Annotated in this window: 27 protein-coding genes and 1 tRNA gene; 12 read left to right on the top strand and 16 right to left on the bottom strand. The window is 49.2% G+C overall.

Going from position 1 to position 22,911, the window contains the following annotated elements:
• Positions 1-33: 33 nt before the first annotated feature.
• Both ACZ50P_RS01515 and ACZ50P_RS01510 read right to left on the bottom strand, forming a co-directional pair.
• On the bottom strand, positions 34-519 hold the full coding sequence (locus ACZ50P_RS01515; protein ID WP_464119824.1) for a YajQ family cyclic di-GMP-binding protein: 486 nt from the start codon (positions 517-519) through the stop codon (positions 34-36).
• 27 nt (positions 520-546) lie between these two features.
• Positions 547-1,023, bottom strand: a complete 477-nt coding sequence (locus ACZ50P_RS01510) for an FKBP-type peptidyl-prolyl cis-trans isomerase (protein WP_464119822.1) — start codon at positions 1,021-1,023, stop codon at positions 547-549.
• A gap of 183 nt (positions 1,024-1,206) precedes the next feature.
• On the opposite strand from ACZ50P_RS01510, the gene ACZ50P_RS01505 reads away from it, so the two are divergent.
• The 8 genes from ACZ50P_RS01505 to ACZ50P_RS01470 all read left to right on the top strand — a co-directional run bounded on the left by ACZ50P_RS01505 (position 1,207) and on the right by ACZ50P_RS01470 (position 8,527).
• Positions 1,207-1,740: an HNH endonuclease gene (locus ACZ50P_RS01505; RefSeq protein ID WP_464119820.1), complete on the top strand. Its 534-nt coding sequence runs from the start codon at positions 1,207-1,209 to the stop codon at positions 1,738-1,740.
• Positions 1,737-2,192: a GNAT family N-acetyltransferase gene (locus ACZ50P_RS01500; protein WP_464132963.1), complete on the top strand. Its 456-nt coding sequence runs from the start codon at positions 1,737-1,739 to the stop codon at positions 2,190-2,192. The genes ACZ50P_RS01505 and ACZ50P_RS01500 overlap by 4 nt, the downstream gene beginning before the upstream one ends.
• 54 nt (positions 2,193-2,246) lie before the next feature.
• Positions 2,247-3,890, top strand: coding sequence for an amidohydrolase family protein (locus tag ACZ50P_RS01495; protein ID WP_464132961.1), 1,644 nt, complete (start codon positions 2,247-2,249; stop codon positions 3,888-3,890).
• Entirely contained in the window at positions 3,887-5,227 is a 1,341-nt protein-coding gene (locus tag ACZ50P_RS01490; protein WP_464132960.1) for an AmpG family muropeptide MFS transporter, read from the top strand. Before ACZ50P_RS01495 ends, ACZ50P_RS01490 begins: the two co-directional genes overlap by 4 nt.
• A 205-nt stretch (positions 5,228-5,432) precedes the next feature.
• A complete protein-coding gene (locus ACZ50P_RS01485; RefSeq protein WP_464119813.1) occupies positions 5,433-6,707 on the top strand; it encodes an NAD(P)/FAD-dependent oxidoreductase in 1,275 nt (424 codons plus the stop codon).
• Positions 6,708-6,752: 45 nt separating this feature from the next.
• Positions 6,753-7,862 (top strand): 3-oxoacyl-[acyl-carrier-protein] synthase III C-terminal domain-containing protein, encoded by a 1,110-nt coding sequence (locus ACZ50P_RS01480; RefSeq protein WP_464119812.1) that lies wholly within the window; start codon positions 6,753-6,755, stop codon positions 7,860-7,862.
• Entirely contained in the window at positions 7,859-8,359 is a 501-nt protein-coding gene (locus ACZ50P_RS01475) for a hypothetical protein (RefSeq protein ID WP_464132958.1), read from the top strand. The genes ACZ50P_RS01480 and ACZ50P_RS01475 overlap by 4 nt, the downstream gene beginning before the upstream one ends.
• A gap of 77 nt (positions 8,360-8,436) precedes the next feature.
• Positions 8,437-8,527 (top strand) — tRNA-Ser (locus ACZ50P_RS01470).
• Between the two features lie 12 nt (positions 8,528-8,539).
• Here the strand turns inward: ACZ50P_RS01470 and ACZ50P_RS01465 are convergent.
• The 6 genes from ACZ50P_RS01465 to ACZ50P_RS01440 all read right to left on the bottom strand — a co-directional run bounded on the left by ACZ50P_RS01465 (position 8,540) and on the right by ACZ50P_RS01440 (position 12,838).
• Positions 8,540-8,845: a hypothetical protein gene (locus ACZ50P_RS01465; protein WP_464132956.1), complete on the bottom strand. Its 306-nt coding sequence runs from the start codon at positions 8,843-8,845 to the stop codon at positions 8,540-8,542.
• A gap of 17 nt (positions 8,846-8,862) precedes the next feature.
• Positions 8,863-9,474: an adenylate/guanylate cyclase domain-containing protein gene (locus ACZ50P_RS01460; protein ID WP_464119791.1), complete on the bottom strand. Its 612-nt coding sequence runs from the start codon at positions 9,472-9,474 to the stop codon at positions 8,863-8,865.
• 97 nt (positions 9,475-9,571) lie between these two features.
• Entirely contained in the window at positions 9,572-10,210 is a 639-nt protein-coding gene (locus ACZ50P_RS01455) for a hypothetical protein (RefSeq protein WP_464119789.1), read from the bottom strand.
• 177 nt (positions 10,211-10,387) lie between these two features.
• A complete protein-coding gene (gene trhA / locus ACZ50P_RS01450; RefSeq protein ID WP_464132954.1) occupies positions 10,388-11,038 on the bottom strand; it encodes a PAQR family membrane homeostasis protein TrhA in 651 nt (216 codons plus the stop codon).
• Between the two features lie 7 nt (positions 11,039-11,045).
• Positions 11,046-12,284: a DEAD/DEAH box helicase gene (locus ACZ50P_RS01445; RefSeq protein WP_464132951.1), complete on the bottom strand. Its 1,239-nt coding sequence runs from the start codon at positions 12,282-12,284 to the stop codon at positions 11,046-11,048.
• A 161-nt stretch (positions 12,285-12,445) separates the two neighbouring features.
• Positions 12,446-12,838 carry a DoxX family membrane protein gene (locus tag ACZ50P_RS01440; protein ID WP_464132950.1) on the bottom strand — a complete coding sequence of 131 codons (393 nt, stop codon included), beginning with the start codon at positions 12,836-12,838 and terminating at the stop codon, positions 12,446-12,448.
• A 113-nt stretch (positions 12,839-12,951) separates the two neighbouring features.
• Between ACZ50P_RS01440 and ACZ50P_RS01435 the strand changes: the two genes are divergently transcribed.
• Positions 12,952-13,590, top strand: a complete 639-nt coding sequence (locus tag ACZ50P_RS01435; protein ID WP_464132947.1) for a hypothetical protein — start codon at positions 12,952-12,954, stop codon at positions 13,588-13,590.
• Here ACZ50P_RS01435 and ACZ50P_RS01430 read toward each other — a convergent pair.
• The 6 genes from ACZ50P_RS01430 to ACZ50P_RS01405 all read right to left on the bottom strand — a co-directional run bounded on the left by ACZ50P_RS01430 (position 13,587) and on the right by ACZ50P_RS01405 (position 18,979).
• Positions 13,587-14,849: a sensor histidine kinase gene (locus tag ACZ50P_RS01430; protein ID WP_464132946.1), complete on the bottom strand. Its 1,263-nt coding sequence runs from the start codon at positions 14,847-14,849 to the stop codon at positions 13,587-13,589. The genes ACZ50P_RS01435 and ACZ50P_RS01430 overlap by 4 nt on opposite strands.
• A 169-nt stretch (positions 14,850-15,018) precedes the next feature.
• A complete protein-coding gene (gene arsC / locus ACZ50P_RS01425) occupies positions 15,019-15,366 on the bottom strand; it encodes an arsenate reductase (glutaredoxin) (RefSeq protein ID WP_464132945.1) in 348 nt (115 codons plus the stop codon).
• Between the two features lie 2 nt (positions 15,367-15,368).
• A complete protein-coding gene (locus ACZ50P_RS01420) occupies positions 15,369-16,667 on the bottom strand; it encodes a DEAD/DEAH box helicase (protein WP_464132942.1) in 1,299 nt (432 codons plus the stop codon).
• A 95-nt stretch (positions 16,668-16,762) separates the two neighbouring features.
• Positions 16,763-17,260 (bottom strand): thiol peroxidase, encoded by a 498-nt coding sequence (gene tpx, locus ACZ50P_RS01415; RefSeq protein WP_464132941.1) that lies wholly within the window; start codon positions 17,258-17,260, stop codon positions 16,763-16,765.
• 68 nt (positions 17,261-17,328) lie between these two features.
• Positions 17,329-18,087 (bottom strand): transglycosylase SLT domain-containing protein, encoded by a 759-nt coding sequence (locus ACZ50P_RS01410; RefSeq protein ID WP_464132938.1) that lies wholly within the window; start codon positions 18,085-18,087, stop codon positions 17,329-17,331.
• 106 nt (positions 18,088-18,193) lie between these two features.
• A complete protein-coding gene (locus ACZ50P_RS01405; protein WP_464132936.1) occupies positions 18,194-18,979 on the bottom strand; it encodes a phosphatase domain-containing protein in 786 nt (261 codons plus the stop codon).
• A gap of 160 nt (positions 18,980-19,139) precedes the next feature.
• On the opposite strand from ACZ50P_RS01405, the gene ACZ50P_RS01400 reads away from it, so the two are divergent.
• The gene (locus tag ACZ50P_RS01400; RefSeq protein ID WP_464132933.1) at positions 19,140-19,694 is read left to right on the top strand and encodes a 16S rRNA (guanine(527)-N(7))-methyltransferase RsmG; all 555 of its coding nucleotides are present in this window, start codon (positions 19,140-19,142) and stop codon (positions 19,692-19,694) included.
• Positions 19,695-19,784: 90 nt separating this feature from the next.
• Complete coding sequence (locus ACZ50P_RS01395) at positions 19,785-20,171, top strand: SpoIIAA family protein (protein ID WP_464132931.1); 387 nt, start codon at positions 19,785-19,787, stop codon at positions 20,169-20,171.
• A 3-nt stretch (positions 20,172-20,174) separates the two neighbouring features.
• Here ACZ50P_RS01395 and ACZ50P_RS01390 read toward each other — a convergent pair whose 3' ends face one another.
• Positions 20,175-20,789, bottom strand: a complete 615-nt coding sequence (locus tag ACZ50P_RS01390) for a DUF899 family protein (protein WP_464132929.1) — start codon at positions 20,787-20,789, stop codon at positions 20,175-20,177.
• A gap of 190 nt (positions 20,790-20,979) precedes the next feature.
• Here ACZ50P_RS01390 and ACZ50P_RS01385 point away from each other — a divergent pair, with 190 nt between their 5' ends.
• A complete protein-coding gene (locus tag ACZ50P_RS01385) occupies positions 20,980-21,846 on the top strand; it encodes a M14 family metallopeptidase (RefSeq protein ID WP_464132927.1) in 867 nt (288 codons plus the stop codon).
• A 6-nt stretch (positions 21,847-21,852) separates the two neighbouring features.
• Here the strand turns inward: ACZ50P_RS01385 and ACZ50P_RS01380 are convergent, their stop codons facing one another.
• Positions 21,853-22,833, bottom strand: a complete 981-nt coding sequence (locus tag ACZ50P_RS01380) for an NAD(P)H-quinone oxidoreductase (RefSeq protein ID WP_464132925.1) — start codon at positions 22,831-22,833, stop codon at positions 21,853-21,855.
• Positions 22,834-22,911: the final 78 nt, after the last annotated feature.

The raw sequence follows: 22,911 nt of genomic DNA, 5'->3' as shown, positions 1-22,911 counted from the left end.
CTAGCATAGCCCAAAAAACGTGCAAGACCAAATTTATGAGCGCATATTATTAAATTGTAAGGGTACTGGGAAATTGCCTCCACGTACCAAGCTGATGCACTCCTGAAGCTCGTCAATACTTTTTGACGACACCTTCAATTTGTCATCAGCAACCTGAGGCTGCACCTTTAACTTGGAATCCTTAATCAATTTAATGATATCCTTGGCAACCTCGCGGTCAATTCCCTGTACTAAAGTGACCTTTTGACGAAGCATTCTTCCGCCGGCTTCCTCAATTTTTTCAAACTTGATGGCTTTAATATCAATCCCGCGACGATGCAGTTTGGTCTGAAGAATACTGGCCATGGCACCGATTTTGTAATCGTCTTCGGCCGTCAGTGTGATTTCTTTTTTATCCCACAGAACTTCAGCTTTACTGCCCTTAAAATCATAGCGCGCTTCGATTTCCTTGCGCGCCTGATTGATGGCGTTGTCCACTTCCTGAATGTCGATTTCAGATACGATATCAAAAGATGGCATAACGTTTTCCTCTATCCAAAAAATCTATTAGTGGTGACCTGCGTCCCCGTGCAAACCATGCGGGTGACCGTGTTGAATTTCTTCAGCCGTCGCTTGACGAACCAAAACCATTTCAATGGCGAACTCAAGATCCTGACCAGCCAAAGGATGATTGCCATCCAAAGTCACCGCTTCGTCAGTGATTTTAGTCACGCGAACGATGTGTGCTCCTTGACCTAGCTCCAAACGAAGGTGAGCGCCCACTTCCAACTGAGGAAGATGTGCAAGCTCTTGCTTAGGAACATCCATGAACATGTTGTCCTTCACTTCACCGTAAGCATCTTTCGCCGCAAGCTTAACAGTTTTTTTATCGCCCTCTTTCATCTCTTTGATTTCTTCTTCCAATTTAGGAATGATCTGGCCCGCACCCTCAAGGAATGGAAGTGGTTGATTCTTTTCAGAAGCGTCCAACACATTGCCATCAGGCCCTTTTAGAACGTAATTAAATGCCAAGACTCTTTTCATTTTTAGGCCTCCTATAGCGCTAATGCCCGAGGGTATCCCATTTTGGGCCCCCTCAGGCAACCGAAAAGACCCAGTTCTTTTGAATATTTAACGAGACACTTGAAATTGAGACGCAGAGCTAGATATAATTATATTTAGGACCTCTTTCTGAATGAAAACGGTCCCGCACCTGAGGGGGGAAGCATGATGCACGTGTCCTCGCTGAGGTCCTTGTTGCTCAACTCCAGTTACGAACCCATGAAGGTCGTAAGTTGGCAAAAGGCCTTGGTATTGTGGTTTCAGGGTAAAGTAGAAATACTTGAATATCACTCAGCGTTTGCCCGGTCGGTCCACCGGAGGTTTCAGCTGCCCAGTGTATTACGGCTAAAAACCTATGTCCGGCCGCGGACCTTCGAAGCCGTCCGGTTCTGCCGGGAAAATGTTTACATCCGCGATAATTACACCTGCCAGTACTGCGGCACCAAACTCGCCGCCAAACAACTCACCCTTGATCACGTCGTCCCCGCCTCTCATAACGGTCCCAAAAACTGGACCAATGTGGTTTCCGCCTGCCGGGACTGCAATCAGAAAAAAGCCAACCGAACACCCCGCACCGCCAATATGCCTTTACTGAACGAGCCTCGTGCTCCATCATGGCTGCCGACACTGGAACTGGAAATCGGCGAAGATCATATTCCACCGGATTGGACGCCCTACTTACGATTGAGCACAGGATGACCCTCGAGCACGAAATTAGAAAAATCAAAACCACCGACACGCTTCCCATCCGCAAGCGTGTCTTGAAACCTTTTCTTTCTGAAGAAGAGTGCATCAATCCTGGCGACGATCTGATTACCACCTATCACTATGGCCTTTTTCACGCCGACAAGCTGATCTCTGTTGCGACTTTCATCCAGGAATCTCACCCAGCCTTCGGCGCGGGCTTTCCTTACCGACTGCGGGGCATGGCCACGGACGACAACTATCGCGGTCAAGGTATCGGACAAAGACTGGTGCGATTTGCGGTTGAAGACTTGAAACAGCGTCGTTGCGATCTTGTCTGGTTCAATGCGCGCATCAAGGCGTTCCCCTTCTATGAACGACTCGGGTTTTCGTACTATGGCGACCTGTTCGACATCAAGGACATCGGCCCCCATAAAGTCATGTACAAGCATCTGATTCCCCGTTAATCTTCCTGTAGGACTTAAACGACCTTAAGTCCTCGTTTTGTCAGGAGGAATTCCGTGAATAAGGATGTTCACAACAAGCTGACCACAGCTCTTACCACCATCATCAGCGAAACAAACGGAATCTCTCTTTCCGACACCATTGACCTGCTGATTTCATCTAAACTTAAAAACGAAAGCCCGGACGCTTATCAGCTGGTTGTCGAGTTTCGGGAACTGCTGAATAGCTTTCAGATCAACCAGGTCACGATTTCGTCGCTGTTAAAGCACCCGCTGTCTGCCGCTCTTTTTGAGTTCTTTAAAAACTTCCCGCTAAAGTATCACGAAGAACACATCCATTTGACCGGTGCCATCACGGCCGAATTCATTTATCCACGCCTGAAGAAACTTCTGGAGGGCCCTGACAAGGCCATCTACGAACAGAAGATCGCAGAGGTCTATGGTGACAAGGCCCTGCCGATTAACTCCGTCGAGGACGTGGATCGACTGATCCGTTTGCAGGAAAATGAAGGCTTTTCGCGCTATCTGAAAATTTTGTATCTGCCGAAGTTGATCTTCATCAACCGCGAAGTTCACAAAGAAGCAGCCTATTCCATGGCCGAAGAGCTTTACTATAAATTCAACGTCGGTCGTGTGCGCCTGAAGTTTTCCCTGTCACGTTCGACGGCCAGCTCTTCTGAACAAATTCCCGGAATTGACAGTGTCACATCTGAAGACGTGGTGTTGGGTTTGTACGAGGGTTTCCGCGCCTTCCAGGAAAAACACCCCAATTTCGACTTCATTCTGTCACCGTCGTTCAGAAAAGAAGCCAATCACTTTGATTCCGAAAAGTACGAAACCCGGCAGGAACACTTCATGGCCCAGATCAACGAAATCGTGGACATGATCGACAAATATCCATTCCTGGAACGACACCTGCGTGATGTCGACACGGTCGGCGATGAACGCGAACTTTATCGCAAAGAGCATTTCAATGAAATGCAAGCCGGCTTCCGCAAGTTGCAATATCGCGGATTCAAGATTCGTTCGCATCACGGCGAAACCTGGCACACCCTGAAAAAGGGCATTCAAGCCGTCGATAACGCCATGAACATCTGGCACATCGACACACTGGAACACGGAATCAGCCTGGGGATTAATCCCAACAAATACTTCCACCGCATCTATCAGGATATTCTGGCGAAAAACCAGCAAGGCCAGGCCATCACAGAAAAGGATCCCCTGTTCCGCGAATTGAATGAGCTGGACTGGGGCTTTAACCGTCATGTCCTTGAAAAACTTCACAAGGGAATCAAACTGACAGCGGAAGAAGACATTCTTTTTGTCAAAGCCAAGTTCCACACGGCCCGTGAAGTTGAACACTACCAGCACGACGTTTTAAATCGCATGATTCAAAAAGGTGTTACTTTGGTATCCCTGCCTTCTTCAAACAACAAGCTGACCGGCAAGTTTGAAGATTACAAAGACCACCCGTTTTCCTGGTGGGAGAAAAAAGGTGTTCAGCTGGGCGTCGGCACCGACAATCACGTGACACTGAACACGAACTTCATCTATGAAATGTTAATACTTCTGTACACGGATGCCGTGAACTTGAAGATCACGAAACTTCTGATGGTGACGACGGGTGAAACCCGCCGCCCTTACATCAGCCACCTTCTTTGGAAGATGAGAAAGCAACTGGGAAAGACAGCACAGAAATGACAACTGTTAAAAAATCACGACGTCTGAGTTGGATGGACACCATCCGCTCGTTGGCCCGACCTAAAGTTTCAATTATGCTGGCCTTGGGCTTTTCTTCCGGACTTCCCTTCATGCTGGTCGGTAATACTTTGGGTTACTGGCTGCGTGAAAGCGGTATTGCCTTAGCCACCATCGGCTTTCTGTCGTGGGTGGGTCTGGCTTATTCGCTGAAATTCCTGTGGGCACCTTTGATCGACAAAATGGATGCTCCTCTGGTCGGAAGATGGCTGGGCCGTCGTCGTGGCTGGATGATCATCTCTCAGGTCCTTGTGGGGCTCTGCCTTTTGGGCATGTCCTATGTGAAGCCTGAAGGTGGATTGATGCTCTTCACCCTGCTCGCAGCTATCGCCGCGTTTGCCTCAGCCACACAGGATATCGTTGTGGATGCGTGGAGGATCGAGGTTTCCGATGCCAGTGAGGATATGGCGCTTTTGTCATCTTCCTACCAATTGGGTTATCGCGCATCGTTGCTTGTCACTGATGCCTTGATTTTGATTTTGGCAGGCGCCATCGGCTGGTCGATCTCTTATTCTGCGATGGGCGCCTTGATGGCCGTAGGAATCATCGCCACTTTGTTTGCCACAGAACCCAAAAGAGGCCCTGCCGTTGCCGATGTGGCCCCGCTGTGGAGTGCCCGCGGCCTGTTCGATGCGGTGGCAGGTCCTTTTATATCCTTCTTTAAACAACACGGCCACCGCGCACTTTTAATTCTGGCTGCGGTCTGCCTGTACCGCCTTTCTGACTTTGTCATGGGTCCGATGGCTAATCCCTTTTATGCGGATCTGGGGCTGACGAAAGAAACCGTGGGAGCTGTGCGTGGCTCCATCGGATTGATTGCATCTGTCGTGGGTGTTGCGGCGGCAGGACTGACCGCGGTTCGATTTGGGTTTATTTCAACCCTGCTGATCGGTGCTGTGATTGGACCGGCCTCCAATCTGGGGTTCTCTGTTCTGGCGATGGTCGGCCCCAGCACGGAAGTGTTCACGGGTGCCATGATCGTGGATAACTTTGCCACTGGATTTGCAGGCACCGCTTTGGTGGGCTACATGTCCAGCCTGACCACTCTGGGTTATACAGCCACACAGTATGCGCTGCTCAGTTCGTTCTATGCTCTGCTGGGAAAAGTTTTAAAAGGATTCTCGGGACTGGTTGTGCAAAAGCTTTCTGAAACTCATGCACTGATGGAATCTTATGCCATCTTCTTCCTGGGAACAGCCCTGATTGGTGTTCCGGCATTGTTGCTTTGTATCTTGTTGGTCCGAAGCAACACCAAGCTGCCAAAAACCTCTAATTCCTAGACCTAAATTCCAATCTGCTTATTTCTCTTGTTAAGCAGATCGGAGTCAAACGACAAACTTAAAGAATCCAATTCACAACAGTGTTGTTTTTACGACAACACTGTTGAAAATAAATCCTTCAGAGCCCAAGTCATTTCGCAACCAGATAAAGGCCTTTCTATTTCTCTCTATCAGAGAAAATGTTAAGGTGGGCCCAGAGGTATATATGCCAACTAAAAAAGTCGTCATCGTCGGTGGTGGTTTTGCAGGTCTCAAGGCAGCTCGTGCGCTCGGCAATAAAGAAGATGTCTCTGTGACGTTGATCGACCGGCGCAACTATCATCTGTTTCAACCTTTACTTTATCAAGTTGCCACCGCGGGACTTTCACCTGCGGAAATCTCGGGCCCGATTCGCGGCATTCTTTCCAAGTATCAAAACATCTCCGTGTTTCTGGACAATCTTGAATCGGTCGATTTACTGAATAAAAAAATTCGTGTTCCCGGTCGCGATATCAACTATGACTATTTGATTCTGGCTTGCGGTGCCAAGCACAGCTATTTCGCCCATCCCGAATGGGAAGAAAATGCACCGGGATTAAAGACACTGGAACAAGCCACTGAAATTCGCCGTCGTGTTTTGATGGCCTTTGAGCTGGCAGAAAAAGAGACGGATCCCGAAAAACAAAAACAACAACTAAGCTTCGTCATTGTGGGAGCCGGTCCCACAGGTGTTGAGCTGGCCGGAACGATCGCCGAAATCAGCCGCCACACACTGACCAAAGACTTCCGCCATATTGATCCTTCCCGTACTCGTGTCATTCTGATTGAAGCAGGTCCACGCATTCTGGCCGCCTTCCATCCGGATCTGTCCCGCAAAGCAGCTCTGGATCTGGAAGATCTGGGAGTGCAGATTTGGACGAACACCCGAGTCACAGATGTGCGCGTTGATTCCGTGGTTTTAGGCGACGAAGTGATCAAGGCGTCCACGATCTTGTGGGCCGCCGGGGTTCAACCTTCCAGCATCAACAAAACCCTGAATGTGCCTTTGGATCGCGGGGGCCGCGTGCTCATCGAAAAAGATTTAAGCCTGAAGAATCATCCGGAGGTCTTTGTGCTGGGGGACCAAGCGTGTTTCCCAACAGAAGACGGCAAATCCTTGCCTGGCCTTGCGTCGGTAGCCATGCAACAAGGTGTGCATGCGGCGAATGTCATTCTAAATGAAATTAGCGGAAAGTCGCGGACCGGGTTTAAGTATCTCGACAAGGGACAGATGGCGACGATCGGTCGCAGAAAGGCCATTGCACAGATTCACAATCTGAAGTTCAGCGGTTTTTTTGCCTGGCTTTTGTGGCTCTTCATTCACGTCTACTATTTAATTGGTTTTAAGAACAAGGTCTTCGTCATCTGGCAATGGGCTTACGCCTACTTCACCTTCAAACGGGGTGCGCGTTTGATCGTCGATAAAGAGTGGAGATCAAAACCAAAGCCGCCTGTTTCGTAACACTGGATCTATTCAAGCCTTGAGGCGATCTCTTAGCCTCAAGGCATGTACTTAGAAAACTTTCACTCCATTCAGCCGCCTTATCAAAAAAACCAAAAGGAATGCCTCGAGTGGCTTTCTGAAGCTCACAAACTGGCGCAGAAGAAGCAGGGGTTTTCGCAGGAAGAATACCTCAAGATGCTTCAGCGCGTGGGCTGTCCGGAAACGCAAATCGAAAAAAGGTATTTCTTCATTCCGGATGTCGAAAAGACCCGTTGGGAGGACAAGCCCATCTATCCGGTGAAAGAAAACTCCCACGGCGTCAGCATGCATCGGCGCCATGAGTACTATCACAAGATCGTCACCGAACTCTTTGATCGCATTTACACCGAACGTCCGTTTCCGGATGATCTGATCCACGTCAGTTGCACGGGATACATTTCCCCCAGTGCGGCACAGATGACGGCAGTGAAGTCCAAAACGCCGGTCACAGTGACTCACTCTTACCATATGGGTTGTTATGGCGCCTTCCCCGCCCTGCGCATGGCTTCGGGCTTTTTGGCCAATGAAAGTATTTTGGGGAAAAAGAAGAAAGTGGATCTGGTGCATACAGAGTTGTGCAGTCTGCATATGAACCCTGAAGATCCGACGCTGGAACAGATGGTGATTCAAAGTCTTTTCGCGGATGGCTGCATTGCCTACTCTTTATCCCAGAATCAACCGCAAAAAGGATTCAAGGTTCTTTCCCTTTACGAAGAGCTTCTGCCGAACACCACAGGAGCCATGGAGTGGATGGTGTCAGACTGGGGCATGAAAATGACTCTGTCGAAGGATGTTCCGATGATGGTGGGCGATAAGATCCGGGAATTCACTCAGCGTTGGTTAAGCGAAAGGGGATTTGATGTGGCTTCCATCATGAAAGACGGATTGTTCGCCGTTCACCCCGGAGGCCCCAAAATCATCGACCAGACGGTAAAACATCTGGAGCTAAAGGAATCACAGGTCCATCACAGTCGGCAGCTGTTACGTCAGCGGGGGAATATGTCTTCGGCTACTTTGCCTCACCTGTGGGAACAAATTCTGCGCGATGATTCCGTGCCTTCAGGAACTCCGATTATCAGTTATGCTTTCGGTCCGGGTCTGACTGTTTGTGGAAGTTTGATGGAGAAACTATGAGCGCGTTCTTAATTGCCTCTGTCGTCCAGGGAGCCGTGATCCTGTTTGATGAATTTGTCTTTCACCGACGCCGGGGCCTGCCTCGGTGGGAACGTATTGGGCACCCTATAGACACTTTCTCGGTGATCGCGTGTTTGCTGTTTTTAACTTTTGTGGATCGCACTCCGACCACCGAAATCGTCTACTATGTGATGGCCATCGGGTCTTGCCTGCTGGTGACCAAAGATGAATGGGTGCATCGCAAGTACTGTTCCGCCGAAGAAATGTGGCTGCACGCCCTTTTGTTCACTTTGCACCCACTGGTTCTGTTCACGGGGATGGCCGAGTGGGAGGACAACCGCCCCTTGTTCCTGGCAGTAGCCGGAGGTGTTTTCGTATTTTTCATCTATCAGATCGTTTATTGGAACTTTGTGGAGGCCCGAGCTCTTAAAGCCAAGCAAAAGGCCCACTATGCCCGGGTCCGGCAGGAGGATTTGTACGAATACTTCAGTGAGTGAGGTCTTTTTTCCGTAGAAGCTCTTGCCTTGCTGCAATGCGCTATGCTATCTTGGCTTCTCTTTACGTTCCTGTTTGCGGAGAGGTGGCCGAGTGGTTGAAGGCGCACGCCTGGAACGCGTGTGTAGGTCACAAGCCTACCGAGAGTTCGAATCTCTCTCTCTCCGCCATTTTTGATCAAGCTACTCGCTTAAATTCTTTCGACTGACGAATTCATTCTCTTCGCTGACAAAGCCTTCCATCCGCGCCAACTGAACAATGGTATTAGATAACATCGCATCGATATTCTTGGCGGCAGTCTGAAGCCAGATGTGAGTCGCGGCATCCTTGGGGTACTTCGTGATACATTCCGTTGTGTAATCGTGAAACTCTCGAACCTTCGCCAGAATCGCCATCAGATGGGCCGGACATTCGCACTCAATTAAATCAGTGTGGCGACTTAGTTCGGCCAGAGCTTCTGGTGTTATGTGACCATTATCAAAAATCATCGGGTTCTCCTAAAAATCTATAAGAATCTATTTGTCGGCAACAACCAATAAGTCGGTTGGCTTGACCTAACACCCCTCAAAGATCGCAAGGGCATTTTCTGAAATTGCATACGCTCTTTACACGCCTCAAAGACCGACTGAGAGACCAAACAGTCCACGAGAAACTCTTTTGTCAAATTCTCAATCCTTGCCGCAAGATTCACGACATCCCCAAGAACAGTAAATTCTGATTTTACAGAGGTTGAGATCACACCCGAGGCAACAACGCCCGTGTGAATGCCCATGCCTACCGCAACGACAGGCTGATCCGCGAAGTAACGCTGAAGATTGAGTTTTGCCACACTTTCGCGAATCCGTACGGCGCACCAGCAGGCGTCCTGAATATGACTCGTATTTTTTTCCAGGACTCCAAAATGGGCTAAGAACCCGTCGCCGGTAAATTTATCGACGACTCCCCCGCAGGCTTCCACCACCATACCCAATTCCGAAAGGACCGAGTTCGCAAAATGAAGAACTTCCATGGGATCATGCTCATCAAACATGTGAGAGAACCCACGTATATCCAGAAATAAAATGGTGGCTTCGTCCCGACTGGGCGCACGTGCCAGGAGTGTTCGTTGAGACGGCATGGGAATCATCTTAATTCGGCGTTAAGATCAGGCAACTAAATTGTCCGCATCTAGACCGTAAAACCGAAATAGGCCCTCCGCTTGCGGCACGCCTTTTTTAGTTGAAGTTGACCGTCGCCGTCGCTGGCACTGAGCCCGCATCAAACACCCCAGGCACTCCCACCGAATTTTCCCCCAGGCTCAGGACACCATTGCTGTAGCTGAAGGTATTGTAGATGTCGTCGTTAGAGGCATTGGGCAGGGTTATGTTTGAACAAGTCATCGTATAGGTGGTTTTTTGCTGGCCGATATCAGCCATGTCACCACCTGGCTGATAAGGGCTGGTCCCACCGCAGGCCGTGTTAAAGCTGTCCTGAACATCCAAATTAAATGCGATGATCGAGGCAGTTTCTGAGCTTAGCACATGAAATGCCATCGTCGATCCGCTGACGGTCCAAAGGCCCCCAGCGTAATGAGCCACCCTGTAGTTTTCAGGCAAACAGGTGCCTGCATACCAGTTTTCAAGATAGCTGTAGGTTCCACTTCCATCCAGGACCAACACGCGCTGAACGTGATCCGCTTCGCTCACGACGGGGTGAACCTTTGCATCGCAAGTCGAAGTCCACTCTTTAATCAGATCGCTGGAGGCCAGATCCCCACCAACGATTTCTTCACCGGCCTTCGGCGCACAACCCATTCCCAAAACGGAAAAGACGGCAAGAAGGCTTACCAAAGAGCGAATAAAATAATTTCTCATTTAGTCCTCCGGCAATAAAAGCTCTTAAAGCTTTTCGACCGAAGTCTTTAGAAGTTTAACCTTTTTAGGCGACTTTCTCACAAAGACTCGCCTAATAGAGTCGTCTTCACAGAATCCCTCTCAAATGGAGATTAAACGACAGCGATATTCAGAATTAAATCAGATATGAAATTCCGATTAACTGCTCATCTTTTGCAGCATCACGATGGCAATAAAATGCAAGGTCGCTGCAACGATTGTCAGGATATGAAAGATCTCGTGATATCCGAAAGTTTTGGGCCAGGGATTGGGTTTCTTCACGGCATAGATGACGGCTCCGATCGTATAAATCAAGCCTCCCACCAGTATCAGCATCAAGCTGGGAAAACCCAGGGCCGCCTTGATATCAGAGATATAAGGTGACGCCAGCCAGCCCATCGCCACATACAAAACCGCCGAAAGCCATTTGGGTGCTTTCACCCAAAACAAGGACTGAATGACCCCCAACAAAGCGGCCACCCATACCAGGATCAAGAAATTCTGGCCACTTTCTTTCAGAGCCAAAGCTCCAATGGGAGTCCCTGTTGCGGCAATCATGATGAATATCGCCGCATGGTCCATTCGCTTCATCCACAAGCGCGAATTCTCGTTCCAGTTAATACGGTGATACAACGAACTGACACCAAATAATGTCACAAGACCCACGGAATAAATGGTCATCGCCACAAATTCCCGCGAACTTCTGCAACCCGCAATCAACATCGCACAAGCACCCAGAGCAAAGTAAAAAGCGCCCTGATGAAAGTGACCCCGAAGAAATGGTTTTACAAGTGCAGGATTGTTGCTCATCGTTTCTCTATTTTTTTCGTTTTTTGGATTTCTTATATTCATCTTCGCTGGCCAGCATCGCTGCCAGACTGCGGTCGATATCGTCTTCCAGCGGAGCAGAAATGACAGCTTTATAGTCGGTCTTGCTCACATTGATCACTTCAACTTTTTTCGTCAGCAGCTCTTCAATGGCTGTCAGAAGCTCTTTTTCGTCCTGACTGCAGAATGAAACTGCAATTCCTTTATTGAATCCCCGCCCCGTGCGCCCGATGCGGTGAACATAGTTCGCAGGTTTTTCCGGCAGGTCATAGTTGATCACGTGAGTGACATCAGGAATATCAATCCCGCGCGCACTTAGATCCGTCGCGATCATGATTTTACAATCACCATTGCGGAAGGCCTTCATGACCTCCGCACGATCAGTCTGATCCTTCTCACCGTGCAAGGTCAAAGACGTGATGCCCGCACGCTCCAGTGCCTTGGCAACACGTTCTGCACGCACCCGGGTGCGCACGAAGATAATAAACTTCCCATCCGGATTCTGGTGCAGATATTCGGCCAGGAAGAAGCGCTTATCGTCCATCTCCACGAACATCACAAAGTGGGACACATTTTTAGACACCGGATCTTCCGGGGAAATCTGAATACGAATGGCGTTGCTGCGCACCTGTGAAAAGGCCAGCTTCTTGATTTCCGGATTGATCGTGGCCGAAAAGAACAACGTCTGATGACGACGGGTCAATTTGCGCTTGATGGATTCAATATCCTCGATGAATCCCAGATCCAGCATGTGGTCGGCTTCATCCAAAACTAAAGTTTCAATGTGGCTGATATCCACATACCCCTGGCTGATCAAATCAAACATACGCCCCGGAGTCGTGATCAAAATATCAATACCGTCTTGGAGCTTTTTGATCTGCGCATCCTGCTCCACCCCACCATAAAGGGCGAATGGCTTGGCTTTGGTGTGTTTGGACAGGCGATTGAAGACTTCACCGATCTGCTGAGCCAGTTCCCGCGTGGGCACCATCACCAGGCAGCGAATGCCCAGGGAACGTTTGCTGCTTTTACTGGCGTGAATGCTGTCGATGATTGGAATAGCAAAAGCCGCTGTCTTACCCGTGCCGGTCTGGGCAATGGCCAGGACATCTTCGCCCTTTAAGATGGACGGAATAGCTTTAAACTGGATATCAGTCGTACGGAAAAAACCATTGTCATGCAGGTTGCGCAACAGATCTTCAGATAGGTGGAACTTCTCAAACTTCAACGCGAACCTCGCTATGGATACAAGTCAAACAGATGATTGCATTTACCACAGAAGGCGACAGGGGTGAAATCCTAAAGAAAAAAAGGCAGAAAGCCTGTGATTACTACACGTTATCACCTCTTTCTGCCTGCCAAAAACCACTAAAAATGGGCCCGTGGGGACTATTTACGACGGAACAGCCCTTTTACAACGTGGGCATAAGGTTCTGCAAAGAACGCCAGATGCAAGGTGAACATCCCGATAATGATGGCCAGAGGAAGCCCACTTGGCGCAAGGAAGGCATGAACAAGAACGATATTCAAAACAATTGGAGCCAAAACCACCAAGGCCAGCGGAACAAAGTAACCACTGAGCAACAACAATCCACAGACAGTTTCAGTCCCCTTCAGAAGAGGGAAGAAATAGCCAGACGCTGCCAGACCGGTATTGAAAGCCACCAGACGCTCGGGTAAATCCGCAGGAGGTGGCACCAGATTCAAAAGTCCGGTCAATCCTGCGGCAAAAAAGATCAGACCCAACAATATTCGCACCACCAATGTCAGTTTGGATTTCATTTAAATCTCCTTTCCCCTATCCCATAACACAATCCCAACGGGGGCAAGAAAACTCTTAAGGCCTTGTCTGACAAATGCCGGATGTGGAAGGATGAGGTATTGGATGATTCAAGATGACTGACACAAGCGTGCTTTTAAATTTTGGCCTTAAAGCCGTCCAAAAACTTTTACTGTTTTCTGGGGGTGCTTTTACGGTCGGTTTTGTTCTACACTGGATTTCGTACGGCCTTAGAAACTGGATTGCGGAAAAATTAGGGGAAAAAGCTTTTTTATGGATTTTCGCTCCAGGGATCATGATTCATGAAATCAGCCATATGCTGGCGGCCCTGGTGTTTCTACACGAAATTGTCGGCTTTAATCTTTTTGATCCCAAGGCCCGCAACGGCAGCCATGGTCACGTCGTCAGTCGGCCCCGCCAAGTCCCGAATATCCTGTTCATTCCACAGATCTGGATCGCCATGGGGGATTTGTTCATTGGCATTGCACCTTTGATCGTAGGCCCCATTCTGCTGGCCGGAGCCTTATATTTCGTTCCCGGCGGCGAAATGTTCTTAAAGCATCCCACCTGGTCATCCATTCCAGGCTTGAGTTGGCAGTTGGGAATCTGGATTTATCTATTTGCCGCGACAATATTTCACATGGAACTAAGCAAGGCCGACCTGAAAGGAACCTGGAAAGGGTTTTTGTGGTTAGTGCTAGCCACATTCGTAGTCGCTATCACTTATAAAAAACTGCATCCCTACTTTCCTTAGGCCTGAGGAACAGTAAAGACAAAACGAGTGTGCTCCGACTGGTTATCCAGATAGATGTCACCACCATGAGCAAGAACAATCCCCTGACTGATACTTAGCCCCAGCCCTGTCCCCTTGCCGACCTCTTTGGTGGTGTAAAACGGTTCAAAAAATCTGTCAGCACCAGAAATATCACTGAATCGCCCACTATCTGAAACACTGAACTCGACCATGGGTCCTACTTTCTGCACCTGCAAACGAATCCATGGGGACTTGGTATCTTCAATGGCATCCTTCGCATTCTGCAGCAAGTTGACCAACACCTGCAGTATCTGAACTTCACGGCAAAGAATCCGAATGTCCTCTTCAGGCAGCTCAAAGAAGAATTGAATCTTTCTGGATGAGTACTGATCCTCAAAGAGCACACTGGCTTCACTTACTATTTTTTCAACCGACACAGGCAAGTAAGGATCAGCTTCATTTTTGCGCGAATACACACTCAAAGCCCTGACAATCTTATTGATCCGCTCGGACATTGAAACAACTCGGGTCAGATAATTCGTCATTGTGGATCGATCCAACGCATCCTCGCCCAGCCCCTCCAAAGTCTCTTCACTTAAACCTTTGATAACTGACAGGGGATTGTTAATTTCATGGGCCACGCTGCTGGCCATCTGCCCCAAGGCCACCATTCGCTCATTGTGGATAATCCGCCCCGCCTCAAGCTCGAGTTCTGCCTGGGCCAGAGCATAGATCGTGCGCAAATACCGGATGATGAAGAAAATCATCATCGCCGAAATCAGAAACGATATCTTGCGATAATTATCAGAACCAATGACCTCAATTGACGGTAAATTCAAACGTGATTCGGGCAAAAGATACTGTCCAATCACAAACAAAGTGATCGTATAAATCACGAACGGAGTGACATAACGATCCTCTTCTTCCTTGTCGAACATAATGAAAGTCACGCAGATCAACATGAAATAGAAGAACTCGGCTCCAGAGCTTCTTCCTGTCACATAAGAAATCGCAAAGATTGCCAGATTCCCCTGAATTAAAAAAGCCACTCGCGTCAGAGCATTCCATTTGGGGTTACCGACAACTAACAAAAGTAAGATGCTGCCAAGAAGAAAGAAAACATTCACTGACATCATCACATAGTCAGCCGTCAGAAGATAAATGATGTCATAGGAAAGATACGCCGGAATGGCCGTCAGCATAACCACATTGGAGGCGCGAATCGCCGTTTTGCGACTGGGCGTATCCTTTGCCGACACACCTCTACTGACCAAGAATCTCAAATACGTACCGATCTTATTACCCATTGTTTGTTTATATATCACAAGGCGCGCTGATCGTTGAAGATTTTCTCTTGAAGACTCCAGAAGTATTTTACCTTACGCGCCACCACGAACAACGGGACTCGTCTTGGCTATTCCCAGATTTTTAGCTTAATAACTTATTCAGATTCTCTGTCGGTCGAGCGACAACTGCAACAGGGCCTTTCACAACCACCGGGCGCTCCATCAACTTCGGATTTGCGGCCAGCTTCTGAGCCACCACTTCCGCAGAGTTCACATCAAACGGCGCCGTCTGGAAGTCCTCTTCTTTCGTACGAACCAGGGCAGGTGCTTCGACACCCAGTTTATTCTGAAGTTCCAGAAGTTCAGATTCAGACAAAGGCTCTTTTAAATACTCAACAACTTTGGCATCAATGGACTGGGCCTGCAACAGAGCCAGAGCCTCGCGGCTTTTGCTGCATTTGGGATTGTGATAAATGATCCAGGAGCTCATGCTTATTTCCTTTTTGTTGAAACACCTTTTTTAGGTGCCACAGACTTTCCGGTAAAGGGATTGATCTTGCCACCGCGGCCTTTAGCTGGCGGTGCAGTCCTTGCGTCGGTCTTCGAATTCTTTGCATCGCCACGCAGATGTTTCTTGGAGCGATCAATAAAGCTGAATCGTGGATCCACCTTGATTTCCTCGGCCCCCTGCAGATATCCCTTGATACGGCCGTACATCCTTGTATCCGATGGGGTCACAAACGTAATCGCCTCACCGGCACGCCCGGCGCGCGCCGTTCTTCCAATACGGTGTAAGAAATCTTCCGGCTGAAAAGGCAGATCAAAGTTCACCACGTGATCGACATGAGGAACATCCAGACCCCGCGCCAGCAAGTCGGTCGCAACCACAATGCGCAGTTCTCCATCACGGAAAGCGCGCACCACGCGGTTTCTTTGCCCTTGAGAAAGACCGCCGTGGATCAGATCCGCCGAAAAACCGTACTCTTGCAGATAACTGCCAACTGCTTCGCAGGATTCCTGATTACCAGTAAATACGATGACTCCGCCACGGGTGGCGTTGAGCTCATCCAACAATCGGTCATTTTTCATAGTGCGATCCAGGAACAAAACCTTCTGCTTCAGACTGGAAACCGGCGCCTCGGCTTTTTCTGAGCGAATCATCGTCACATCGTTACGCATGAACAATTTTGCAATAGCCTCGACATTCGAACCAAAACTTGCAGAATACATCATTGTCTGTCGGGGGCCACGCAGAGTGTTTTGAATGGTTTTAAGCTGTGGGGCAAAGCCCATGTCCAGCATACGATCCGCCTCATCCAAAACGATGATTTCCACATGCTGAAGCAGCAGTTTGTTTGTAGAAAGATGATCATTCATGCGCCCCGGTGTCGCAATAATCAAACGCGGATTCTTCTTCAACTGATTGGCTTGCTTAGAACCGGTGCTTCCGCCAATGGCCAGACAGACTGAAACCGGCATTTCCGTACAAAGCTCCAGAAAGACTTTATAGATTTGTTGAGCCATTTCCCGACTGGGCACCAGAATCAAGGCACGCGCTTGTGGTTTCTGATGCAACGTCGTCAGCAATGACAGGGCAAAAGCCAATGTCTTCCCACTGCCAGTCTGAGCAATGGCAATCAGATCGGAGCCTTCCAGACCCACGGGGATCGCCTGACTCTGAACTGGAGTCGGCTTGGATATTTTCATTTTCTGAAGAGCCGTCATCAGTGCCGGCGCCAGATTCATTTCCTGAAAGGTTTTAGCTTTATGCGAAGATGTATGCAGTTTCATAAGGGGCAGACTTACCACAAACTGCTGAAATGAGACAGAAAAAGCGGCTTCAAACCCTGGGTTTCAAGCCGCTCTTGCAATTATAACAGGCTCTCTTAACGCAAAGACGCCAGAGCTGCCTCGTAGTTCGGCTCGTCCACGATCTCAGCCACCTGCTCGACGTGCAAAACCTTGTTATCCTCAGAAAGTGTCACCACGGCACGGGACAACAAACCTGCCAGCGGGGAATCCGCGATCTGCACACCCCAGTCCTGACCGAAGTTGCTGCGGAATGAAGAAACTGTTTCGCAGTTTTTAATGCCTTCAGCACCACAGAAGCGTGCCTGTGCAAATGGAAGATCTGCAGAGATATTCAAAACAACCGTGTTGTCCAGTTTGGCTGCTTCCTGATTAAAACGTCTGACGGAAGCTGCGCATGTGCCCGTATCAACACTTGGGAAGATATTCAAAACTTTCTTTTTGCCAGCATAAGACGCCAAATTTACTTCGGACAAATCATTGCGCACCAATGAAAAGTCTTTTGCCTTTGTGCCCTTTTCTGGAAGGAAGCCGGATGTCTTTACAGGGTTGCCTTTAAGAGTGATCGATGCCATGAGTTCTCCTTTTTATGCTCAGATATGGAAACGAGAATCAGCATAGCACCGTTCATCTTAAGATCAAACTACTTGCAGAAGGATAGATTCTGACTCCAGCTCAGAATTGATTTGTAGCTGGTCTTATCGCCTGCGCGCAGCACCGACCAATATCTCGCCCCTCCGCGCCATGCTCCATCCACCTTACCTGCAATACGCCCATCGCGCCCCAACCAACGATCCAGAATGCGGATACCGCAGCTAAGATTCTGTTTGGGATCGTGCAAGTCTTTGGTGGTCTTAAATCCACAGCCATACGCATTGCCGCTTTCAATCGAGATCTGCAGCAGACCACGGCTGATCACACGATTGCCATGACTGTCGTTGAAGTCCTCCGTATAAGAAGTCTCGGTCTTAAAATTGCTTTCAAAGCGCACCATGGCTGACAGCATAAAGGCCCAATACTGCTTTCGTTGAGCGTAAGAAAGACTTTGATACTTCGGACAAAACAAATTCTTATCCGCAGGAATCACATCCAACAGATTTTGCCCCAATCGATCCAGCTCACGATCCACATGCGTCGTCCATTCTTTGGCACCACTGACTTTCCCTTCCCATAAAGGTGTGACTTCGCGCAAGACCTCTTCTGTCGTCGTCGGCGGCGGCAGTGCCGGAACCGGATCCGGCTCGGGAACCGGCTGGGGCGTTGGGGTTGGTTCGACGGCTGAAGAGGAGTTGTCAGCAGAACCCTGCGTCCGAGGAGCTTCCGAAGTTTTACAGCCTGCCATGATTTGAACAACGAACAAAACGAGAACAATATAAAATAATTTGTTTGTGGCGTTTTTCATAAGTAACAGATCGGCAGACAAACCCCGATCTTTACTGTTGAAAAAACTGTCGAAATTCTAGTGAAAATTTCAGAGATTGGACTGGCCTAAATTCCGTAAATTAAGGCTATTTACGACTTTGACAGTAACTGGAAATTTTGGTCTTCATCTCATCACATACGCCGCGGATTCCAATTAAAAACCCGGCGCAGGGATCATAGTTCTTCGGACAATAAGCATAGGCCGGAATCCAGTTTTCCATATCTTTCTCACTCAGAATGGAACGGCCCACCGCCACCAGATCTTCCTCGTTCAGTCGCCCACTGACGAACTCTCGGAAGGCAATATCGAAAGAAGTCACAAATGTCCTGGCGTGCGGCGAGATCTTCCCTTCGACTGTTTGTCTTAGATAGATCTCAGCCACTTTCCCCGGGTGCAAAGCTTTCAACAGCTCTGCCAGCTCAAGACTGGCGGTGGAATTATCCAGAATCACAACCAACTGGCTGTTGGGATTTACTTTTAGAACTTCCTCAATGTGATGGATTTTAAATTTCGTGATGGACCATTCGGTCACCCAATCTCTCATTGTGACGGAATGTGGCGGATACTGATAGTCCTTCATAAATTTCTCAACCCGGGACTCCAGCCAGTTTGTCAGTCCCGTGATGACATAGAACTGCCCGGCCCCACTGCTGGCCAACATACGGCGATAGAGTTCCGGCATACCCGCATAGGACCGATCCTTATCCATCAGTTTCAGACCCGCGGAAAGAATGTTGGTGTTGTGGGCTTGGCGAAGGACATCGTCGAAGCCGCTGACCAGGACCACCTTGGGACCCTGCGCTTGGGAAGGCAATGGATCAAATACAAAGAAAAGAATAAACAGAGAGTATAGTAGTGCCGATGTTCTCATATACAAATATTGGCTTAGTCGCTGCTTGTTGGCAACCGGGCTCCGCCTAAAGTCGGCTTCGGAAAGACCTTCCCTTTTTGTCAGGAACTCTTTAAAACAAAGTATGTATTTTGAAAAACGCATCCCCGTCTTTTTACAATTGGGCTTTAATGAGGCCGCTTTGCCTAAGCTCAAGGCTTACCTCGACCTTCTTTGGAGCGCCAACGAAGAGCTGAATTTGATCAGTCGAAAAATGACTTATGAGGAGCTGATCGACAATCACGTGATTGATTGTCTGCTGCCTCTGAGTCTGTTCCCTAAGGATGTTAAAGTGGCTGCGGACTTTGGGTCCGGCGGGGGACTTCCAGGAGTGATCTACGCCATTCAATTCCCGGATATTGAGTATCACCTTTATGAAAAGAGTAATTTAAAACAGGACTTCCTTAAGCGCTGCACAGCCATCGCTCCGAATCTGCGCATCCACGGTGAAATCCCACCCAAGCTGGAGAAAATCGAAGTGGTCACTTCCAGAGCGTTCAAACCGGTGGATGTCATCCTGGAGTTTAGCCGCGACTATTACAAAAAGGGTGGCAAGTACTTCCTGCTGAAAGCTCGCAAAGAAAAGATCGACGAAGAAATTGGCCTGGCCCGCAAAAAGTTCAAAGATCTGAAGGTCACCATCCAACCCCTGACTTCTCCGGTTCTGGAAGTCGAACGCCATTTGGTCCTTATTTAGTTTCTTTGCGAATCAACAACGGCTCGCAATTTAATTTGTCACCCCGGGGCTTCTTCCTAAAATCATACGTTAATGAAAGAAGGAGCTCGCATGCTGAAAGTAACAGCTGAACATCCCAAGTTTAGATACATTGAAATTCTGATCGATGGCGACATCAACTCTGAATCCGTCACGGCCCTTCTGAATCTTCTGCAAAAACGCATTGATGAATGGGGTGAAGTCAACCTTCTTGAAGAAGTGCGAGGCATTGGCAAGGTCGAGCTGGCCGTCTTTTGGAAAGAGCTTCGCTTTGGCCTTAAAAATCTTCACAAGGTCCCCAGAACCGCCATTGTCACAGACATCCACTGGGTCAAGAACATCAGCAACTTTCTGGATCCCATTGTTAAAATGGACATCGAGGTTTTTACCAGCAAAGAGCGTGATGTCGCACGCGCCTGGCTGGCACAAAGCGACCTGGAAGAGTCCATGTATCCCTGACTGTCACAGAGAAAGATTCTGGCCTCCATCTTCCAGCCGCTCAGGACGACGCCAGTAAGAGTACTGTGGTGTCCACTCCTCCATCCCGACTCCCGCCAGACTTAAGATGCTCCACAAGGCACAGAAGTCATCGCCGGGACCGAAGACGCTGCTGTTTTTTCTGAAGATGCGCTCCCCTTTTTTTTCGTAGCAGACGATTCCTGGCATGTTGTTCTGCCCGGCAAGCACACTCTGCTCCCTAATGTACAATCCACCCCCGTGCGAAACCATATTAAATCGCCAGCCTCGCGAGTTGGCAAAACGCCGCTGATCTTCAGGCGCATCCTTGGACAGCATCACAACGGAAAACTGATCCTCCAAAGCCGGTAAAAAACCATTCAGCCCATCTCCCCACAAAGTGCAGGAACGACACCCTTGACCCATATTATGAATGGCGATCAGTCGGCTCTTATCCGCAAACAGATCCCTCAGCGTGACTTCGGCATTGAGACTGTGAAAGATATAATTCTTCACTTCCATCGCAGGTGATTCTTTTCGTAGGGACTCCAGACGACGATGCAGACGATAAATTTCGTTTTCCACTTTCTGGATTTCATTCAAAGGATGTTCGTTCAACATAGAGCCTCCTAGAAGCCCTATTTTAGATTGATCACTATCGGATGTCTGAAAAATCAGTTGGCTCTGTCAGATTTCAGAATTCCCAACACGAGCTGAGCTTCGGGCCGCAGGCTACGACCTTAATCCAGTTTGTCAAAGTGGCCCAGAGGGGTATTTTGACTTCGTGCCAGAACACATTGAGCCTAGTTGCATGCTAGAAATGATTTTGTCTCTTTTCCTCATGACGAAAGCCGCTCCTGCAAGCAATTACACAAGTGTGCAAGACACTCTTCGCCGAATTACTCAGGAGAACCCCACAACAACACAATGGATCGACATCGGGCTTTCCGATTCCGGTCAAATGATTTCAGGCCTGAAGATCGGCAATGGCGAGGTGGCGGACTTGATCGTTGCCACTCACCACGGAAACGAATACGGATCCACAGCTGTTGCTCTGGGAGCCGCCGAGGCCTTTGCGCGAAATCCAATTCCAGGGCACACCGTCTATGTCATTCCCGTGCTGAACGTATCCGGTTACAATTCGCGCAATCGTTACGAAAGAACATCTAACGGCACCGTTGATCAGAACCGCGACTATCCAGGCCCCTGTGTATCAGGTATGTCTTACAGGTCCAAGGCCACCAAAGCCCTGGCTGAATTCCTGGAACAGGCCAACATCGTCAGCTCCGCCACTTTGCACACTCACTGGCCGGCAGTGCTTTATCCGTGGGGTTTTTCTACACGTGACACCCAGACACAGTACGACAGCACGTTTATCGGTCTTTCCAAGGATGCCGTCGTGGAAAGCGGTTATCAGGTAGGAAACTCCAAAGAGCTTCTGTATGCCGCCGACGGAGCGTTTGAAGACTACGCTTACTGGAAACACGGCATCTGGTCTTTGCTGTTTGAAATGGGAACCACGCATTCCCCATCGCAGGCTCAGATGAAGCAGATGATTGAGGTGAATGTGCCGGGCTTGCGTCGTTTCTTCGAAAATGCACCCAAACAGCGCGCAACCAACCATGCCTTTACGGGAAAATGTGACAAGAGCTCCCGTCAAAGAGAGCACTTGGAATAGCGGCCTCTATCTGACCTGAAGAACAATCTTGCCTGTGTGCTGACTGGACTCCATTAGCACATGGGCCTCAGAGGCCCGATCCAACGGCAGAATCTTAAAGATCACGGGTTTCATCTGTCCTTGATTTAACATCGGCCAGATATTTTCCTCCAAAGCCTGGGCAATTCGCGCCTTCTCGACAACGGGACGCGCTCGTAAAGTCGATCCCGTCAAAGTCAGTCTTTTGAACATCATCTTACGCAGATCCAACTCCACCTTAGAACCCTGCAAAGTGGCGATTTGCACCAAACGCCCTTGCATCGCCAAAGCCTCCAGATTCCGCACAAAATAATCCCCGCCCACCATATCCAGAATCACATCCACACCGCGGTCCTGAGTTTCCTTTTTTACCGCGCTGACAAAATCCTCTTCCTTGTAAATGATCACTCGGTCCGCTCCTAAATTTCTGCAGATCTCGACAGAATCCCGCTTTCCAACCGTCGTGAAAACACGAGCCCCCATGGCAGAGGACATCTGAATGGCCGTCGTCCCAATGCCACCGGCACCGCCATGGATCAGAATGCTTTCGCCTTTCTTCAGGGCTCCACTTTCAAAGACATTTGTCCATACGGTAAAGAATGTCTCGGGCACGGCGGCCGCCTCGACCATGCTCATCCCGGCGGGAATGGGCAGGCACTGACCTTCCGGAGCACAGACATACTCGGCGTAACCTCCCCCTGTAACTAACGCACAGACTTCGTCATACAGCTTCCAGCGGGTGACATCTTTCCCGACAGCGACGATCCGTCCTGCCACCTCCAACCCCGGAATGTCAGAGGCACCAGGCGGAGGTGGATAAGTTCCCTGTCTTTGTGCACAGTCCGGACGATTGATTCCTGCGGCGTGAACTTCTATCAGCACTTCGCCCGTTCCTGGTTCCGGCCGGGCTCTTTCTGCCACCTGCAAAACCTCTGGACCACCGGGTGTCTTAATTTCAATCACTCGCATAGAAGCTCCTTTAAAGTTTCAAAATGCTCTTGGAACTTCGCTCAGTCAAGTCAGGCAAACTGGCCCAAAGGCGAGCCC

The organism is Bdellovibrio sp. CKG001 (genome assembly GCF_055397465.1).
The sequence above is the reverse complement of the archived record's forward strand: the minus strand, read 5'-3'. Positions and strand labels throughout refer to the sequence as shown.

Excerpts from the sequence above, each read along its gene's own strand:
- ACZ50P_RS01515 (WP_464119824.1), bottom strand. The coding sequence starts at position 519 with ATGCCATCTTTTGATATCGTATCTGAAATCGACATTCAGGAAGTGGAC.
- ACZ50P_RS01380 (WP_464132925.1), bottom strand. The coding sequence starts at position 22,833 with ATGCGAGTGATTGAAATTAAGACACCCGGTGGTCCAGAGGTTTTGCAG.
- ACZ50P_RS01485 (WP_464119813.1), top strand. The coding sequence starts at position 5,433 with ATGCCAACTAAAAAAGTCGTCATCGTCGGTGGTGGTTTTGCAGGTCTC.
- ACZ50P_RS01390 (WP_464132929.1), bottom strand. The coding sequence starts at position 20,789 with ATGTTGAACGAACATCCTTTGAATGAAATCCAGAAAGTGGAAAACGAA.
- ACZ50P_RS01480 (WP_464119812.1), top strand. The coding sequence starts at position 6,753 with ATGTACTTAGAAAACTTTCACTCCATTCAGCCGCCTTATCAAAAAAAC.
- ACZ50P_RS01475 (WP_464132958.1), top strand. The coding sequence starts at position 7,859 with ATGAGCGCGTTCTTAATTGCCTCTGTCGTCCAGGGAGCCGTGATCCTG.
- trhA (WP_464132954.1), bottom strand. The coding sequence starts at position 11,038 with ATGAGCAACAATCCTGCACTTGTAAAACCATTTCTTCGGGGTCACTTT.
- tpx (WP_464132941.1), bottom strand. The coding sequence starts at position 17,260 with ATGGCATCGATCACTCTTAAAGGCAACCCTGTAAAGACATCCGGCTTC.
- ACZ50P_RS01455 (WP_464119789.1), bottom strand. The coding sequence starts at position 10,210 with ATGAGAAATTATTTTATTCGCTCTTTGGTAAGCCTTCTTGCCGTCTTT.
- ACZ50P_RS01405 (WP_464132936.1), bottom strand. The coding sequence starts at position 18,979 with ATGAGAACATCGGCACTACTATACTCTCTGTTTATTCTTTTCTTTGTA.
- ACZ50P_RS01465 (WP_464132956.1), bottom strand. The coding sequence starts at position 8,845 with ATGATTTTTGATAATGGTCACATAACACCAGAAGCTCTGGCCGAACTA.
- ACZ50P_RS01385 (WP_464132927.1), top strand. The coding sequence starts at position 20,980 with ATGCTAGAAATGATTTTGTCTCTTTTCCTCATGACGAAAGCCGCTCCT.
- ACZ50P_RS01420 (WP_464132942.1), bottom strand. The coding sequence starts at position 16,667 with ATGAAACTGCATACATCTTCGCATAAAGCTAAAACCTTTCAGGAAATG.
- arsC (WP_464132945.1), bottom strand. The coding sequence starts at position 15,366 with ATGAGCTCCTGGATCATTTATCACAATCCCAAATGCAGCAAAAGCCGC.
- ACZ50P_RS01435 (WP_464132947.1), top strand. The coding sequence starts at position 12,952 with ATGACTGACACAAGCGTGCTTTTAAATTTTGGCCTTAAAGCCGTCCAA.
- ACZ50P_RS01505 (WP_464119820.1), top strand. The coding sequence starts at position 1,207 with ATGATGCACGTGTCCTCGCTGAGGTCCTTGTTGCTCAACTCCAGTTAC.
- ACZ50P_RS01500 (WP_464132963.1), top strand. The coding sequence starts at position 1,737 with ATGACCCTCGAGCACGAAATTAGAAAAATCAAAACCACCGACACGCTT.
- ACZ50P_RS01410 (WP_464132938.1), bottom strand. The coding sequence starts at position 18,087 with ATGAAAAACGCCACAAACAAATTATTTTATATTGTTCTCGTTTTGTTC.
- ACZ50P_RS01490 (WP_464132960.1), top strand. The coding sequence starts at position 3,887 with ATGACAACTGTTAAAAAATCACGACGTCTGAGTTGGATGGACACCATC.
- ACZ50P_RS01460 (WP_464119791.1), bottom strand. The coding sequence starts at position 9,474 with ATGCCGTCTCAACGAACACTCCTGGCACGTGCGCCCAGTCGGGACGAA.
- ACZ50P_RS01510 (WP_464119822.1), bottom strand. The coding sequence starts at position 1,023 with ATGAAAAGAGTCTTGGCATTTAATTACGTTCTAAAAGGGCCTGATGGC.
- ACZ50P_RS01395 (WP_464132931.1), top strand. The coding sequence starts at position 19,785 with ATGCTGAAAGTAACAGCTGAACATCCCAAGTTTAGATACATTGAAATT.
- ACZ50P_RS01440 (WP_464132950.1), bottom strand. The coding sequence starts at position 12,838 with ATGAAATCCAAACTGACATTGGTGGTGCGAATATTGTTGGGTCTGATC.